General features: G+C 68.2%; 7 protein-coding genes. 5 read left to right on the top strand and 2 right to left on the bottom strand.

All coding sequences use genetic code 11. The annotated features are described in order from the left end of the window. Positions 1 to 12 precede the first annotated feature (12 nt). Positions 13 to 594, bottom strand: a complete 582-nt coding sequence (locus tag ACFV8H_RS16460) for a TetR/AcrR family transcriptional regulator (RefSeq protein WP_380400289.1) — start codon at positions 592 to 594, stop codon at positions 13 to 15. Positions 595 to 645: 51 nt separating this feature from the next. Here ACFV8H_RS16460 and ACFV8H_RS16465 point away from each other — a divergent pair, with 51 nt between their 5' ends. Both ACFV8H_RS16465 and ACFV8H_RS16470 read left to right on the top strand, forming a co-directional pair. After that, positions 646 to 1,164, top strand: a complete 519-nt coding sequence (locus ACFV8H_RS16465; protein WP_380400291.1) for a GNAT family N-acetyltransferase — start codon at positions 646 to 648, stop codon at positions 1,162 to 1,164. A gap of 1,324 nt (positions 1,165 to 2,488) precedes the next feature. Further along, positions 2,489 to 2,803 (top strand): tyrosine-type recombinase/integrase, encoded by a 315-nt coding sequence (locus tag ACFV8H_RS16470; protein WP_380400374.1) that lies wholly within the window; start codon positions 2,489 to 2,491, stop codon positions 2,801 to 2,803. Positions 2,804 to 3,661: 858 nt separating this feature from the next. Here ACFV8H_RS16470 and ACFV8H_RS16475 read toward each other — a convergent pair. Next, entirely contained in the window at positions 3,662 to 10,738 is a 7,077-nt protein-coding gene (locus ACFV8H_RS16475; protein ID WP_380400293.1) for a polymorphic toxin-type HINT domain-containing protein, read from the bottom strand. A 546-nt stretch (positions 10,739 to 11,284) separates the two neighbouring features. Between ACFV8H_RS16475 and ACFV8H_RS16480 the strand changes: the two genes are divergently transcribed. From ACFV8H_RS16480 to ACFV8H_RS16490, 3 genes are all read left to right on the top strand, one after another. Beyond that, positions 11,285 to 14,884 (top strand): ricin-type beta-trefoil lectin domain protein, encoded by a 3,600-nt coding sequence (locus ACFV8H_RS16480; RefSeq protein WP_380400295.1) that lies wholly within the window; start codon positions 11,285 to 11,287, stop codon positions 14,882 to 14,884. 355 nt (positions 14,885 to 15,239) lie between these two features. Then, the gene (locus tag ACFV8H_RS16485) at positions 15,240 to 15,818 is read left to right on the top strand and encodes a hypothetical protein (protein WP_380400297.1); all 579 of its coding nucleotides are present in this window, start codon (positions 15,240 to 15,242) and stop codon (positions 15,816 to 15,818) included. Between the two features lie 165 nt (positions 15,819 to 15,983). Next, the gene (locus ACFV8H_RS16490) at positions 15,984 to 16,667 is read left to right on the top strand and encodes a hypothetical protein (protein WP_380400299.1); all 684 of its coding nucleotides are present in this window, start codon (positions 15,984 to 15,986) and stop codon (positions 16,665 to 16,667) included. Positions 16,668 to 16,744: the final 77 nt, after the last annotated feature.

Raw genomic sequence — 16,744 nt, forward strand, 5'->3', positions numbered from 1 at the left:
CCGGCTACAGCTTTAGTCGAGGGTCGCGTCCAGGAAGTCCCGCCAGGCGGCCTGCACCCGTGCCGCGTCGGCCTCGCCGTCACCGGCCAGCAGGTCCAGCAGCAGGCCGCGCAGCACGGCGAGCACCACGGTGGGGTTGGCCCGGGTGCCGTCGAGCACCCGGGCCAGCGGGGGGAGCCATTCCGCCAGCGAGGCGGTGCCGAAGTCCCGCCAGGGTTCGACCTGCCCGAAGGCCCGGACGTACCCCTCGAAGAACAGCCGCAGCGCGCCCCGGCGTCCGGGGTCCGCCAGCCAGGTCCAGAGCCGTTCGAGGGTCTCCCGGGCGCTGCCGCCCTCCTCCTCCGAGCGTTCCAGCAGCGCCAGTTGCTCGGCCCGGCCGACGGCCAGCACGGCCCGCACCAGTTCCTCCTTCGATCCGAAGAGGTAGAGCAGCACGCGCGGGCTGGTGCCGATCCCGGCCGCGAGCGGGCGCAGCGAGAGGTCGGACACGTTGTGCTCGGCGACGTAGCGGACGGTCGCGGCGAGCAGGTCCTCGCGGCGCACCGACGGGCGGCGCGGCGCGGGGTGGCTGGGTGCGGGGGCTGGGGTGGACACGTGGTCTATCGTTCCACTGAAACGAGTGTTTCAGTGGAAGGGGATGGAGCCATGGCCACCACCGCACCCGGAACCGTGACCGTCCGCGAGGCCGACCGGCCCGGAGACCTGGGCGCCGTCGCGGCCCTGCACGGCGTCCTGTACACCCGCGAGTACGGCATGGACGCCACCATGGAGGCCTACGTCGCCGCCGGCATGGCCGAGTTGGTGCTGGCCGGCGCCGTCGAGGGCTCCGCGGCACCCGGCCGCCTGTGGGTCGCCGAACTGGACGGCCGGGTCGTCGGAGCCGTCGGCCTGGCCCGCACCGAGGAGCGCCCCGGCTGGGGCCAGCTGCGCTGGGTGGTCCTCGACCCGGTGGCCCGCGGCCGCGGCCTGGGCCGCCGGATGCTCGACCTCGCCCTGAACGAGGCCCGCGAGCGCGGCTACAAGGGCGTGCTGCTCTGGACGATCACCGGCCTCGACGCCGCCCACCACCTGTACGCGACCGCCGGGTTCGAGCTGACCCTCTCCCGCCCGGCCCACAAGTTCGGCCTGGACACCGTGGAACAACGGATGGAACTCCGCCTCTGACCACCCGCCGCCAGCCTGCCCGCCGCCGTCAGCCGGACCCGCGGGTACAGCTCCACCGCTCACCCCGCCAGCCAACCGGCCCACCGGCCGGGGCGGCTCCCCGACGGCGATCTCGTGCACCGTCCAGCCGGGATCCCCGGCGAGCCGGTCCCGGAGCGCGCCGGCCGACGGCCGCGCGGACTCCGCCGCCCCGACCAGGTGGACGTAGTCCCGCTGCCGCACCCGGTCCTGGGCGCCAATCTGACGGGAGGCACGAACACCCGTCTCCCGCCGAGTAGGGCGTGCTTGTCGGCGCCCCCTGGACGGCTGCCTGTTTCGACCAGCAACCGCTCTACGAATATGACTGATTGGGACCGTTGACCGGATGACGTGGCATCCGCCGCGACACGCCCCCGCGGCCTGATTCGGCCGCCTACGGTGGGACACCCGCTCACATACTCACGTGCGACAAGCGATCACCAGGTTTGATCGCAGTTTCGCCAGGCCACAAACCGGCCGCATGCTCGGGGCCGGAGCGTCCGTCCTGGCGGGCGGGCCTATCCACCGCAGACGGCTCCAGAGCCGCAACCTCCGACGCTCCGGGCCACGCCATCGACCCGTCGGCAGAGCCCTCGAGCAACATAAGCGTTGCCCTCGGAAGGGCACGGGAGCCCCACCGACTTCCACGTCGGTGGGGCTCCCGCTCAGCGTCGGCGAACACTCAGGAGCGTCCCGCGCTCGGGAAGTAGGAAGCGATCTGCGGCCTCCTCCTATCCCGCTGGCGCGGGCTGGTGACCCTCCGCCACGGAAACGAACACGGGAGCGCGGAGCTTTCCGTGCTCCCGCAGGAACAGTCCTGAGGAATGGATCAATGTACTAGGAGTCAGGCCCGCGAGGAACGATGGTCGCGAATCGCTGCTCGATCTCTGTGTCCGAGAGATCCCCTCCGATGGCATGCCATCTCGCGAGTCGGCGGGCTTCCATCAACGACATATCAAACGCGTCGTGCATGCACCCGACCACGGCAAACGCCACGGCTCCCATGTCGTCTCTCGGGCCGATCTCCGAGATCAGGAGATGCAGGACCCCGATAACCGATCCATCACGACTCCATCGCTCCTGAAGGGTTAGAGCTACCTCTTCCCTTTTCGCTCGATATTCCTCTTGATTCATGTCATCCCTTCGGCCGCATAAAGCAGACAGCCGGCTCCGAACATCGCATCGCCCTTCCGCCCCATGCCTGCCCTCAATTCACACCCACTAGGGCAGCAAGCCCGGGAGAAGGAGAAGGCCAGCGGGCTGGGTAGACAGCGGCCACGTCTTCACCCGGCCCGACGGCCACCCCATCGAACCCGCCACCCTCACCCGACACTTCAACGCCCTACTCCGCCGCGCCCGCCTCCGCCAGATCCGCTTCCACGACCTGAGGCACTCGACCGCGACCCTCTTCCTGGGACAAGGCGTCGAACTCGTCGTCATCAAGGAACTCCTCGGCCACGCCCACATCGGCGTCACCGCCACCGTCTACGCCCACGTCCGACTCCGCCTCCAGCGCGACGCCATAGACCTCCTCGGCAACGCCCTCCGCGACCCCGCCCAGCCCGCCATCCAACCCGACGGCGACGACGAACCACCACTTTGTGCAGCACCCGTCCGCTGACCTTGCCGTCAACTACTGCCGTCAGACCATGCTGAAGCCCCACCAGGCACTACCTGGTGGGGCTTCAGATCTGCATCGGTAGATTCATGCCCGGTGACGTTGGCGGGGATTTCTCCCCGATGCGCACAACGGCCAATCCTCGCAATTCAGTCGGCGAGCGCGTTCCTATGAGATGAGAGGGATCTCCGGAACCCCAGATGCGTCCACCTACTTCTTGCAGGGTGTCGCCATCAAGGTTCGGAACGCCGACCCTGCCGCCCGGTTTGGTGAGATCGGTCCCGGCCCCCTTTGAGTAGACCTCGAAACGAGGGCTGCAGTCGCTGTTGTGAACGAGGACCGGCGTCACACCAGCCCATAGTACGAGCGGCGCCGCTCCGCTCAGAGTGGGTGCTCAGAAAGCGCCGGGGCGCCTATCGACATCAATTCGACAGGCGCCCGCTAATTGCAGAATCCCGAACTGGTGAATCCTAGTACACCTGGGCCACCGAAATCGAAATCGTTCGCGCAATCACTTCCACAGTCATTGGCCCTACGATGATCAGTCGAGCAACATCCGGGAATCCAGAGTGTCGGCGACCGAGCCTTTCGAGCCCATGCGGCCAGGAGGGTTCGGCCCCCGGGATGCACTCCACCGTCATTTCATCAACGAAGGAGGCGTCCATTTCGAGCAGGTTCTCGGCAAATATGCCAACGATTCCAGTTAGTGAGATCACCACATCTGGACGATCTACACCGTTCCGAAGGGATACGTCGACACGCCCGCCTGGACATGAAGAATCGACCTGCACTCTCTCGATGAAGCAACCATTAAATCCGTCAAGGAAATTGGCGGCTCGCTCGCAGGTAACTCTGAAGTCACTACTCGCACCCAAGATACTCTCCATGATCGTGTGATTGAGTCTTCTCGCCGTTCTGATCCCAGCGCTGAGGATAGTTTTTCTGATTCGGCCCAGGATCAACCACCGACGTGCGCGTCACCCGGCCATCTTCCAAGCGAATCGTCAGCTTACTCTTGTCGCCACCGAGATATGTGGCGTACTTCTCGGAGATGGCTTGCAGTTCAAATCCATTTCGCGCCAGTACAGCCTCCGCGTCAGACTGACTCATTCCAGAGAGGTCTGGCAGGCGTGAAACATCCGGTGCACCGTCGTCGTTATGAACCAGGATTGGAGTCCCACCCGCAAGTACATAGTACGTGTGGAGGTTGGCAACGGTGAGGTTATAGGCAGACTGCGGGCTTGTTCGGTAGTTGTGGACCTGAAGGACCGTCGCGGTCTCGCCGTCTGCAGTCCGCAGGCGGTCACCAGCCTTGAGCTCGCCGGCACTTGTCCAGCGTTGAGTCGTCTCATCCCAGTAAGGGTGATTCTGGGTGGAGGTGATCGCAGAGCTCTTGGATGGATCGGAGGGGTCGCCGACAGCCAGGTCGGTGAAGTCGCGGTCGTACGACCCGACGATGGTGTCCGTGACTGATTCGGCGTTCGTCGCACCAGTCTCCGGGTCTGTCGCGATGACCCTATCGCCGGCCTTCAGGTCACCGATGGGCTTGGCGGTGCCGTCAGCTAGAAGGACTCGTGTGTCGGGTGCGAAGCTGTTAGGGCTCTTGCACCCACGTGGAATGCTCGGGTGGTCGGCTTCCGGGAAGGCTTCCTTGGCCAGGGCCTCCGCTCCTCGCATAGCCATCTTGGCCTTGTTGTAGCCGACAAGGTTGAGCATGGTGTTGACGCAGGCTCGTGCTGAGCCGTGAGCGCAGTCGATGGCATCGTTCACACCGGTGACCTCACCCACGAAGTGGGTGATGGCGGCCCAGGTGGTATTGATATTGCGCTTCTGCTCTTCGGATGTCCAAGAGAGGGCTGGCTTGTTGCTCTTGGCGTTGAAGTGGAGCGTGTTGTGCACGAGGAGCGGCTTTTGCCCCGGGAGGCCGTAGACGGCATCCACGTGCGCATCCCAGCCGTCGTGCCCGTCAGGGGTCCAGTACTCGGTGAGGTTGTGCGAGACCTTGCTACCGAAACCGCCGACTTCGCCGTCAGGACGGAGCCCGCTCGGATCGCTGAGGTTGACGGGGTCGTTGTTGCTGTAGGCGTATCCGTTCCACTGTTGCGGGGACGCGAGGTCGAGGATCGGGTCGGGGCTGAGGAAGCGCCCGGTGGTGGGTTGGTACTGGCGTGCTCCGAGGTTGGTCAGGCCGGTGGTGTCGTCCTTGGTGCCGCCGACGAAGCCCTTGCTGCCCACCCACGCGGTGGTGCCGGGCTGGGTGCCACGGGGGCTTCCGAACGGGTCGGTGGGGCGTCGGGTGATGGTCTGGTTGGTGTCGGTGTTGACCTGGACGCCGTTGGTTCCGTGCGGGTCGGCGGCCTGGATCAGGACGGTGCCTCCGCCGATGGGGGCGGTGACGCGGGTGTAGGTGAGGCCGCCGGGCGCCGCGATGGACCGGGTGTTGGTCGTGGAACCGCTGGCCGTGTCGAGGGTGAGCTCGTCGGTGGGCAGGTTGAGTGTCGTCTTGCCGGGGTTGCGGCGGATGAGCTGGTTGCCGTCGGCGTCGTAGAGGTAGGTGGTGGCGCCGGCCTCGCCGGTCTTGGTGAGGGAGTCGAGCTTGTCCTCGCCGTTCCAGACCAGGGTGGTGGTGCCGCTGGTATCGGTGGTGGAGGTGGTGCGGCCCTTGGCGTCGTACTGGTAGGTGACGGCCTTGGTGCCCGCGGGCCCGCTGGTGGTGGAGGTCAGGAGGGCGTGGGGCCCGCCGGTTCCGCCGCCGGTGTTGGGGGCGTTGGTGGGGCTGTTGGCGGTCCTGGCGGCTCCGAAGGTCTGGGTGGTGGTGGTGTCGTTGAGGCTGTTGCCGGTGGTGTCGTGCTGGACGAGGCTGGTGCGGTTACCGGTCGCGTCGTAGCTGTAGGTGTTCCAGTACGGTGCGGGGCCACCGACGGTGCGCCCGCCGGGGCTGACGGTGGCCGGGCCGTCCTTGTTGATGCAGGCGCCGGTTCCGGGCACCTTGCTGGAGCTGCCGGTTCCGTGGACGGTGCCGACGGAGTCGGTCCAGTCCGCGATGGTTGAGGTGCCACCGGTGTCGGTCCAGGCGTTGGTGAGTCGGCCCAGGTAGTCGTAGGTGAGGCACTGGGTGTCGGTCGCCGCGGCGTCCTGGATGTTCGAGATCGAGGTGATCCGGCCGGACGGCATGTAGGTGTAGCTCGTCTGGTTGACGGAGACGGTGTTGACCTGTCGGTCGATGAAGGAGTTGATGAGTCGGCCGGTGGCCCAGTCGTACTGCTGGGTGGAGACGACCTGTGCTCCGTAGCTGCCGGCGGTCGTGCGGACGGGCCGGGAGAGCGCGTCGTACTCGACCTTCGTGATGACCGACTTGCCGCGGCTGGTCGCCGAGGTGACGAGACCGGTGACCGTTCGGCCGTAGCTGACGGTCTCGGCCGGCAGGCCGCCGGCGGCGGGGAGGCCGACCTTGGTCAGCGAGCCGTTGACGTCGCTGTAGGTGTTGGTGTTGGTGTAGGTGCCTGCCAGTGCGCCTTCGGCGGAGGGGATGGTGACGGAGGTGCCGAGCGGACGGTAGGCGGTGTCGTAGTCGGTGACCGCCTTGGTGTAGGCCGCGCCGCCGGCTCCGCCGACGTAGCGGGTGGAGGAGGTCTGCTGGCCCTTGACGATCGTGTCGTAGGTCCAGGACGCCAGTTGGTTCGCCGGCGTGACGCTGCCGTTGTACATGCCGGTCTTGCGACCGAGCAGGTCGTAGGTGAAGGCGAGGGTGTTGTTCTTGGCGTCGGTGGTGTGGTCGATGCGGGAGTTGGCGTCGTAGAACGTCTGGGTGAGGCCGGTGTCCGGGTCGGACCCGGAAGTCTGCCGCCCCCGCAGGTCGTAGGTGTAGTTCCAGGTGTTGCCGCTGCTGTCGGTGTGCCGGGAGGCGAGGCCGCCGGGTGTGTAGTCGTAGGTGGTGACGTCGGCGTCGGCGGAGTTGCCGGTCGCGGAGGAGGTGCGGTACTGCCACACGGCGGTGGCACGGCCCCGGGCGTCGGTGACGGTCGAGGTCGGGGTCGCGCCCGCGGGCGGGGTGACGTCGGTACGGTCCGCACCGGGGTAGTTGGTACTGGTCGCCCACTGGGGGTTGCCGTAGGAGCGGAACTCCGAGCGCAGCACCCGGCCTGCGCCGTCGTAGGTGTTCCAGGTCTGGCTCGGTACCTGGCCGTCGCCCTGCGGGATGAACACCGATTCGGTGGGGAAGGCGGTGCCCTCGTAGTACGGGTTGGAGGTCTTGATGACCCACCCGTGGGTGTCGTAGGCGGTGTCGGTGATCAGGCGCCCGGTCGGGTAAGCGGCGCTGGTGCTCTGGCTCTGACGGGGGCGCCCGAGTCCGTCGAGCAGGTCGATGGACGCGGAGTAGGTGCGGCCGTCGTCGGTGATCGTCTCGGTCTTGGTCGCAGCCGGTCCGGACGCTCCCCTGACGGTGTAGGTGAACTTCTTGGTCGGGTTGTCGGTGGTCGGCCGGTCCGGTGCCCACACAGCGGTGGCACGGCCAAGCGCGTCGTACTGGATGGTGGTCACGCGGCCGTTGGTGTCCCGGCTGGTCAGGGGTGAGCCGCGGCCGGGGTCCTGGGTGACGGTCGTCGTCCAGTCCGCCCCCAGCGGTCCGGTGCTCCGGACCTCGGTGGGCAGAGTGCCCGAGGCCGGCGTGACGGCGACGGTCGTGACAGCAGGGGTGACGGAGGGGGCGCTCACCTGGGCGCCGGTACGGTCGTAGGCGGAGCCGTCGGTCGTCGCGGTCGTCAGGGGCCGACCGTAGACGTCGAACGTTCCGCTGAGGCTCTGGACGTAGACGGGGTTGCCCGCCTGGTCGAAGTGGTCGAGGACCTGGGCGCTGGTCTGGTCGCCGGTTGCGCCCGCCTGCCCGAAGGGCCTGCCGTCGTAGAGCGTTCGGCTGCCGGTGACCGTGTTCGAGGCCGACGGCACGGTGCCGCACGTGCCCTGAACGGTGACGACCTCGGAGGCCAGCATGAGGCGCTGGGGGTTGTCGCTGGTCGCGTAGCTCGTGGTGGTGCAGGTCTCGGGGGTGGCTGCGGTGCCGTCTCCCTTGTCGTCCACCTGGGTCAGGCGATTGCCGTGGACCGGGTCGGAGGTCTCGACGGCGGTGGTGGTGCGCCAGCTGCCGTCGGCCAGCTTGGCCTTGGCGATCTTGGTGGTCTGTGAGTCCGCGTAACGGGCGTAGATCGTCGGCGCGCCCGCGCTCTGGGTGTGGCTCGCGGTGACCTGCTGCCCGTTGTAGGTGCTTCCGGAGACGGCCTGGACCGTGCCGCCGGCCTGGTCGTAGATCTCGGTCGCGACGAGTCGGCCGCTGAGCCAGTCGTCGTCGGTGACGGTGCCGCCGAGGGGGCTTTCCACCTTGACGCTGCGCCGGGTGCCGTCGGCGCGGTAGTCGCCGTCCATGCCGCGCAGGAAGGTGGCGGTCTGCTGGGTCTTCGGCGCCTCGCTGACCGATCCGCTGCCGGTGGCCACGGTCACCGACAGGTAGCCGCGGTAGTCGTTCCAGGTACGGGTCTTGGGGTCGGTGAACTCGGCGTCGTTGCGGTGCCAGGCGGCACCCCCGTTGTAGGTGTACTCGGTGGTCTTGCCGATGGAGGGGGTGGAGACGAGGTCCTGCTCGGTGACAGCCTTGACCAGGGGCTTGTTGAACCAGTCGTTGACCGGGTCGGGCGAGGACTGGCCCGGCAGGTACCACTTCACCGGCATGCACGCCATCGTGTTGCCGTCCTCGGAGGCCGGCATGTGCTTGTTGACCCGGGAGCATTCAGGGTCGCTGTAGATGACGTTGATCCGTCCGCCAGTCTCGGTTGTGATGCCCTGGATACGCGGGCGCACGAACATCGGCGCTGCCGGGACGAGGCCGTCGACGCGGTTGGCCAGCATCACGTAGCTGAACGTGACCGGCGGCAGGCTGATCGGGGCCTGCCCGTTGGAGCCCGTGCGCTGGACGGAGTCGAGCTGCAGGGTGCGCTTGGTGCCGTCGCCGGGGTCCGCGAGGGACTGGGACAGCGCCCAGGTGTCGACGTCTCGGTAGGCGGAGCCGATGAGGACCTGGGTAGTGATGGCGGTCAGGCGCTTGGTGGTGAAGAACGTCGGCGCGTAGTTCGAGCAGGTTCCAGATCCGGTGCAGATCTGGTCGATCGGCACGTCGGGCCAGGCGTCGGCGTTGGCCGCGGTGCGCTGGTCCTCCGCGCAGGTGATCGCGCCGGAGGCCTTGCAGCGTTCGTCGACCTTGAAGACGATCTTGGCGGCCGGGTTCGCGCCGCCCTTGGCGGCCTTCTGATCGTCCAGGCGCTGGCCGTAGCCGATCTCCTGGAGGTAGGCGGCCCGCTGGTAGTCGGCGAGGGTGCCGTTGCCGTTGTTCTGGGCTCCGCCACGGGTGTACTTGTTGCCCTCGACGGCGTACTTGTACGTGGTCAGGTTGCCGTGGGTGTCGACGACATAGTCGAGTTGCCAGCGCCAGGCCATCTGACACCAGGAGTTCTTGCCCGCAGCGGAGCTGTAACAGGGGTCTCCGGTGTTGGGCGAGTAGACCGGGGTGGTCAGGACCGAGTTGGCGGCCGGGTCGCTGCCGTCGCCGTCGGGGAGGTGGTTGCGGCCGAAGTAGTACTGGGTTCCGTCGGGAGTGGTGACCCGCCAGTACTCCATGTCGCGGTAGTCGGTGTCGCCGGCGGCCTTCGGGGCGCCGGTGAGCTGCTCGATCTTGGAGCCGTCGTCGCTCTCGAAGTGCCAGACTCCGGTGGCGTCGTCCCGCACGATGGCGCCCGAGTGGCCGGCCAGGGAGATGGTGGCGTTCTGCCCGCCCCAGCACTGGTCGGCCGAGCCGGTGATGCCGGCCTTGTCGCAGCCGCGGTAGGACCGTTCGATGTAGCCGGGCTCGTAGCCCCAGCCGTCACCGATCCACGACGACTGCGAGTTGGTCGCGGACGTCTTGCCGTCCACGGCCGCCGAGTTGTAGCCCAGGGCCACGGCGGGGACGGCTCCGCCGAGGGAACCGGGCACCTGGAGCGGGTAGTTGTAGGTGAAGTTGCCGGCGTTCGACCCGGCCTTCCAGGCCGAGGACGGCGACAGCGGTGTCGCGGCGTAGCTGCCCATGGCGCCCGACGGCGAGGGCGTCGGCGCGATGACCACAGGGCCGCCGGTGCCACTGGTACCCGTTCCGTCACCAGTCGTCGTCCGGACAGACGCCTGCGCTGCCGTGTAGGAGGCCTTCACTGCACCGCTCTGCACACCGCTGGACGCGGTGGCAGGAGGAAGGGTGACGTCCGCGGTGATTGTGCCGGACGCGCCGGACTTCACCGGGACCGGAGTCTGCGTACGGCACTCAGGGCGTTCCGGTGTCGTCAGCGAGCAGGCCGGCAGGGCGACCAGGCCGGCCCGGTCGGACCATCCGTGGGCCTGCAGAGCCTTGAGGTCCAGGGTGACGCGCGCCTCGCGCCCGTTACCCGTCGTCGGCGCGTCGGCGTCGGTCAGCGCCACCAGCGGGCCGGTGACGCCTGCGGCCTTGCCCTTCTCCTGTGCGGCGACCTCGACCTTGACCGTGTGCGCGCTCTCGCCCGCGCCGGCTCCGGGCGAGACCCGGACGGCCAGGTTCCCGGCCTTGACCCCCGTCGCGCCGCCGGAGGCGGGCGACGCTCCGCCGGTCGCCCTGCGGGCGGCCTCGGCTTCGGCGCTGTCGGGCCCCAGCGTGACCGTCGCGCTGCCCGTGACAACGGGTGCCGCGAGCTCCGGCTTCCAGTCGGCCGGCTTGTCGACGGCCTTGCCCGTCGACTGGGCGTCATGCCCCTTCACCGAAGCGGTGGCACCGCCCAGAGGGGTCTGCGGAGGAACCCACACATCCCCCTCCGGCGCCGGGTACGTCCAGGCCACCGCGGGCGGCACGGCCAGCCCGGTCATGGCCAGGGCGAGGACCGTCGCCACCGCAGGTGACCGCCATCGGCCTCTTGTCGTCTTCGTCCCAGCCCGTTTCCGGGCAGGCCAAACCCCCACCGTGCGTCCTTTCGAGGATTGTCGACACAGCGTCATGTAGGCAGAGCTGTGCCCTTGCTGGGCGTGACACTATGTGAGGCCTCGGACACATCGCCAGGTTGTTCGATCGCCATGCATGAGAACTTTGTAAAGCCTTGACCATTCGCATCGGAACCATCCGGACATGTCTCCCCAATACGGCAATGCGTTTGACCTATCCGCAGCTCAGGCCGCATCGTTCCGACCCGAACGCAACACCCAGACAGGGGTGGCGCATCGGGAGGGGAGCGCAAACCAGGCATGTCCAACACTTCACGCACACTTCCACCCACACCACCACCGCCATCGATACGAGGGCGGCGGGCGGTCCGCCTCGCCGCCCTGGGCGCCAGCTGCGCCCTGAGTGTGAGTCTGCTGGCCGCACCCGTCGCGCTCGCCGCCGGAACCGCTCCCCCACCCCCGCCCTCGCATGGGCCGACCGGTCCGATCCCGCCGCTGGTGCCGCCGACGCCGGGCCCGGCCCGCACGCCCGTGCAGCAGGCGATGGTCGACGCCGTCACCAAAGCGAAGTCGACGGGCAAGGCGGTGGTCGTGGACACCATGACCAATGAGGTGTCCAAGACCCTCGCGAACCCGGACGGCACCCTCACCACCACCGACAACGCCCAGGCCGTGCGCACCAAGCAGAACGGGGCGTGGGCCGACCTCGACCCGACCTTGCGCCCGAACTCCGACGGCACGCTGAGCCCCGCCGTCGCGAGCACCGCGCTGGCCTTCTCCGGCGGCGGCAGCGGCCCGATGGCGACCGTGTCGACCTCCGACGGCAAGCGGCTCTCGTTCGGCGCGCCGTTCACTCTGCCCAAGCCGGCCCTGGACGGGGCGACCGCGACCTACGCGAACGTGCTGCCCGGGGTCGACCTCCAGCTGACCGTGCTGCCCATCGGGGGGTGGCGCGACGTGATCGTGGTCCGTACTCCCGAGGCGGCCGCGAACCCTGCGCTGAAGACCCTGCGGTTCCCGATCACCGCCCAGGGCCTGACGGTGACCTCCGACCCCCAGGGGCACATCGACGTCAAGGACGACAAGGGAACGTTGCGGTTCCGCTCGCCCTCGCCGCTGCAGTGGGACTCCTCCACCACCCCGGCGGCGTCCGCTCGCGTGTCGAAGAGTGTGAAGGCCTCCTTCGCCGCCGCACCTGCCGCCCCAGCTGCCGACTCCGTGCCCACCGCGGGCGTGCGGTCCTCCGCCGAGGAACCGGGTGACGGGGCGAACGTAGCCTCGATCACGACCAAGGTCACCTCAGCGGCGGTCGAGCTGACGCCGAACCAGGACGCTCTCGGTTCCGGCACCGGCCCGTGGTACCTCGACCCGTCCCTGGTCGCGACGAGTTCGGTCCAGGGCTCGGTGGAGGTCCAGGAGAACCACAAGACGGCGGAGAACTTCAACAAGAAGAACAACCTCGCCACCGGCTTCTGCGGCTACCACAGCAGCGACCCCAACCTCGACTGCGGCAGCGAGGGGCGCCAGCGCGCCTACTTCCAGTTCGGCATCAACCCCGCGCTCTACACCAAGCCGGGCGGGGCCGAGAGCCCGCCGACCATCTTCACCTCCACCCTCAACGCCCAGGTCACCAGCGCCTCCAGTGCCGGGACGGACACGCCGTTCGAAGTGTTCTCGGCGCCCAAGCCGATCCACGAGCACACCAGCTGGAACGACCAGCCCTGCGGCACCAACGGCGTCATCGTCATGGAGAACTGCCCTGCCGTCAACGGGCAGCGGCTCACCGGCACTGGCCCGCTGGCCATCGACGTGACCGACATCATGAAGCAGGCCATCGCCGGCCAGTGGCCGTGGTGGACCGCCGCCATCGCCCCGCAGACCAACGAGTGGGACCAGACGTTCCGCCACTACATCGCCAACAACCCCTATATCACCACCACCTACGACATCGCCCCCACCGTCTGGTGGACGCGAGCCACCCCCACCCCCGGGTTCGCGAGCGACAACAGCTCGGCACCGTGCACCACCGGCGGCGCCCATCCCTGGGACAACCCGGGCTGGATCGGCAGCAACCAGAACATCTACCTGACCGCTAACAGCTACTCCCCCGCCGGCATGTCCCTGTACACGAGCTACCGGATGTGGGACGACAACGACGCCAACTTCTCCTTCACCGACGGACGCTGGGGCGGCAGCTACAACAACCCCGCCGAGTCCGTCACGCCGGGGCCGCTGTCCGACGGCCACCAGTACGGCTGGTACGCCCAGTCCGCCGACGGCACCCTCAGCTCGCCCGGCAGCGGCTGGTGCTACTTCCGCGTCGACCGGACCAACCCCCGCGTCAGCATCAGCTCCACCGACTTCCCGCCGTCCGGGACCCCGAACCCGAACCCGGCCAAGTACATGAACGACTGGGGCAGGTTCACGGTCAACGCCGAGGACCCGGCCCCCGGCCCCGGCCTGCGGGCCTCCGGTGTCGCCTGTGTGCGGGTGAGCACCGACCCGACCCCCGTCGTCGGCTGGAAGTGCGGCCAGAACGACACCCTCGCCCCCGGACAGCCGTACGACTACCAGGCGAAGCAGTGGGGCACCAACACCCTGTACGCGTGGGCCATGGACAACGCCGGCAACTACAGCCAGCCCGCGATCTACAACTTCTACGTGCCGTGGAAGCCCGGCACCCAGCCGCTGTTCGGCGACGTCACGAACGACCAGAAGCCGGACATCGTCCTCGCCGACAAGAACGGCGACCTGCGGATCATCGGCGGCGGCGCGGACCCGTCGACCTCGCTGGCGGCTCCCGCCGCAGCCGCCCCCGGCAGCCGCGAGTTCGGCACCACGTGGGCCGACTTCCAGATCAGCCACCACGGCACCTTCGCCGTCGGCCAACCGGTCGACCAGCTCGTCGCCCACTACAACAAGGACAAGACGCCCCAACTCAAGGACGTCATGTACCTGATCCCCAACGACGGCACCGGCCGCTTCGGCACGCTGACCCCGTCCGCACTGAACCGCCCCACCACCTGCACCACCTACGGAACCGGCAAACCCTGCCCTGCCTACACGCAGAAGGTCTGGAGCAACGTCTCCCAGGTCGTGGCCATCGGTACCCCCGAGGGGGAGGCCATCGGCGGTGAGCCCGGCCACCCGGACCACAAGGTCATGATGACCCAGACCTCCCTGCTCACCGTGGAGAACAACAGCCTCTACCTCTTCCAGCCCAACGGGCTCGCCGAGGGCCTCGACACGGCGACGCTCATCCCGACCGCGAGCGGCAACTGGTCGGACTTCGAGATCCTCACGCCCGGTGCCGCCAACGGCGCCACGACGATGCCGGGGGCCACGGACCCGACGTACCAGACCACCGTCTGGGCCCGTCACCGCACCAACGGCAACATCTACGCCTACCCGCTGTCCTGGAAGGCCGACGGCACCGTCGACTACTCTGCCCTCACCAAGCCGGACGCCGGCACGCCGATCCTGACCGGCGCCAACTGGACGGTCACCGCCCAGCCGCTGGTCGGTGCCGCCGACCTGAACAACGACGGCTACCCCGACCTCTGGGCCATCAACACCAGCAACGCCATCACCGTCTTCCCCGGCAAGAGCAGCACCGGCACGAAGAACAAGGTCGACGGCTTCGACAGCTGGAAGTTCCTCGGCTACTCCGACGCCAGCACCTCCCTTCACCCCAACCTGGCCTCCTCTCAGTGCATGGACGCCTGGGGCGGCCCCCGGGACGGCGCGCCGCTGGCCATCGGCAGCTGCTGGAACACCGTGAACCAGAGGTTCAACCTCAGCACGGACGGCACCATCCGGGCCGGCTCCTACTGCGTCTCCACCGTCGGCAACGCCAACACCAACGGCACCCAGCTCTCCCTCGCCACCTGCGACGGCAGGCCCACCCAGCAGTGGAACGTCCGACCGGACGGCCGCATCATCAACCAGACCACCATCACCGGCGGCGACCCCAACACCGGGCGCTGCATCGAGCTGAACAACTGGCACACCGAACAGGGCACCCGGCTCGACATCTGGGACTGCCCGGGCCTCTTCGACAACAGCCGCTGGACCCTCCAGCCCGAACGCACCCCGTAACCCGTCAGCCACCTCATGAGATGAACTGAAGTGCTACCCCGCGGGGCGGGGCTCCGAGGAAGTCCGGAGCCCCGCCCCGCAACCGATTCATCCTGGCCACGTTTCGGGCGACCAGCAATGATTCACCATCGACTCGGATCGGGATTTTCCCATTCCGAATCTCACGGTGATTAATAGGTGACGTGCGGAGGATGTTCGAGATAGCTTCTCCGTGTACCCAGACCGCCAAGGGCTCCGAGTACCCGGTCAGGAAGGGCGCCTCACCGGCCGAGGAGCAGGTCTGCACACGGGTCAGGGGCGGTGCGATACCTCTACAGGTGTCGCACCGCCCCTACGGACTTCGAAGGGTTCAACCGTGTTCTTCACAAGCGGAAATTCCCACGATGACGACGGCGAAAGGCCATTCCCGAAGGAAGTCCTCGAAAGCCTCGGCAGGCCGGTCGCCGATCTCGCACGGATTGACGACTCCTGGATGTGGAATATCGACAGGGGAGCCACCGATGGGACTCCGATAATGGTCGAGATCGCCTATACCAGGTCTTCCCTCCCCGTCGCTGCGGTGGAAACCATCCGACCCGTTCCCGGGAAGGACGCGCCACCGCCGCGGATGCATCACGAGGCGTCCGCCGCCAGATTCATTGCTCAGGCTCTGTGGGCGGCGGGCGAACACACCGGACTGCGCATGCCGCAGCTCATGGAGAGGGTTCTACGGGACGTCACGGCCACGCCTGCAACGGATACCGAGCTCGTTGTCCAGGGCGAACGCCTGGCCGGTCGAGCGCTGGCCTACAAGGGCCACACGTCTGTCATGGCACTCACTGGCGACGTGCTGATCGTCTGTTCGGTGTCCCCCGCTGTGAGCGGCGTACCGGAGCTGAGGTGGACCACGACGCCCCCGAGCGCGAACCATCCGGTCCCGCGCAGCTCGTCGTGATCGAGTAGCAGCGCCGGCCGCGTCTGAGTACGCGTACTCAGGCGGGGAGGGCTGCGGCTGCCGGAGCATGGGGCCTGCGTCCGGCGGTGGCTCCGAGGTTCCACGGGTCATTGCGGGCGGCCGGGTCCTTGTCCTCCCACCAACCCCTGCCACGGAGTCCCTTTCATGCGTACCGACCTCCTGCTGCGCTCGGCCGTGCCCGCGACCGCGGCGCTCGCCCTTCTGCTGAGTGCCTGCGGGCCGGACCAGAGCGGTGCGGACGCCCCCGTCGCCGGGCCGTCGTCGGCCGCCTCGGCGGGAGGGACGGCCGGCACGACCGCGCCGGCCGTCACATCTGCGGCCTCCGACCCCGCTCAGCCGGGGTCGAGTCCGAGCCAGAGCGCCATCGCGGGCGGTCGCTTCGCGGGGGCCCCGGCGATCGGGGCGAAGGCCCAGGGCACCTATCACGACGGTGACAAGGGCGACATCTCGCTCAGCATCGCCCCGACGAGCGTGGTCAAGGGCGACATCGGTGACCTGGCCAAGTTCCTCAAGCCGGAGGACATGACCGGGAAGACGCCGTACTACGTGAACGTCACCTACACCCACACCGGTGGCAACGGGATCTTCGAGCCCTACTTCAACCGGCAGCTGCGGGTGATGGTGAGCGACACCGCCCAGGCCCGCAAGGTCGACCTGCTCAGCAGCTTCCCGAAGTGCGAGAGCGACGTCCCGAAGGGCGGCAAGGACTTCGTCAAGGGGCAGAGCGAGCACGAGTGCGCGGTCTACCTGGCGCCGAGCGACAAGCCGCTGACGAACCTGCTGTGGATCGACAAGGACGGCAAGCCCCTCGCCTGGAAGGCGGGCTGACAGCAACGCGGGAGGCCGCGGCTGCTCTCCGGTAGCGGATCGCCGCCGCCCGCGGGGGGAACGGACCGCGTGCGGGG

The organism is Kitasatospora sp. NPDC059827, assembly GCF_042731675.1.
GTDB lineage: Bacteria > Actinomycetota > Actinomycetes > Streptomycetales > Streptomycetaceae > Kitasatospora.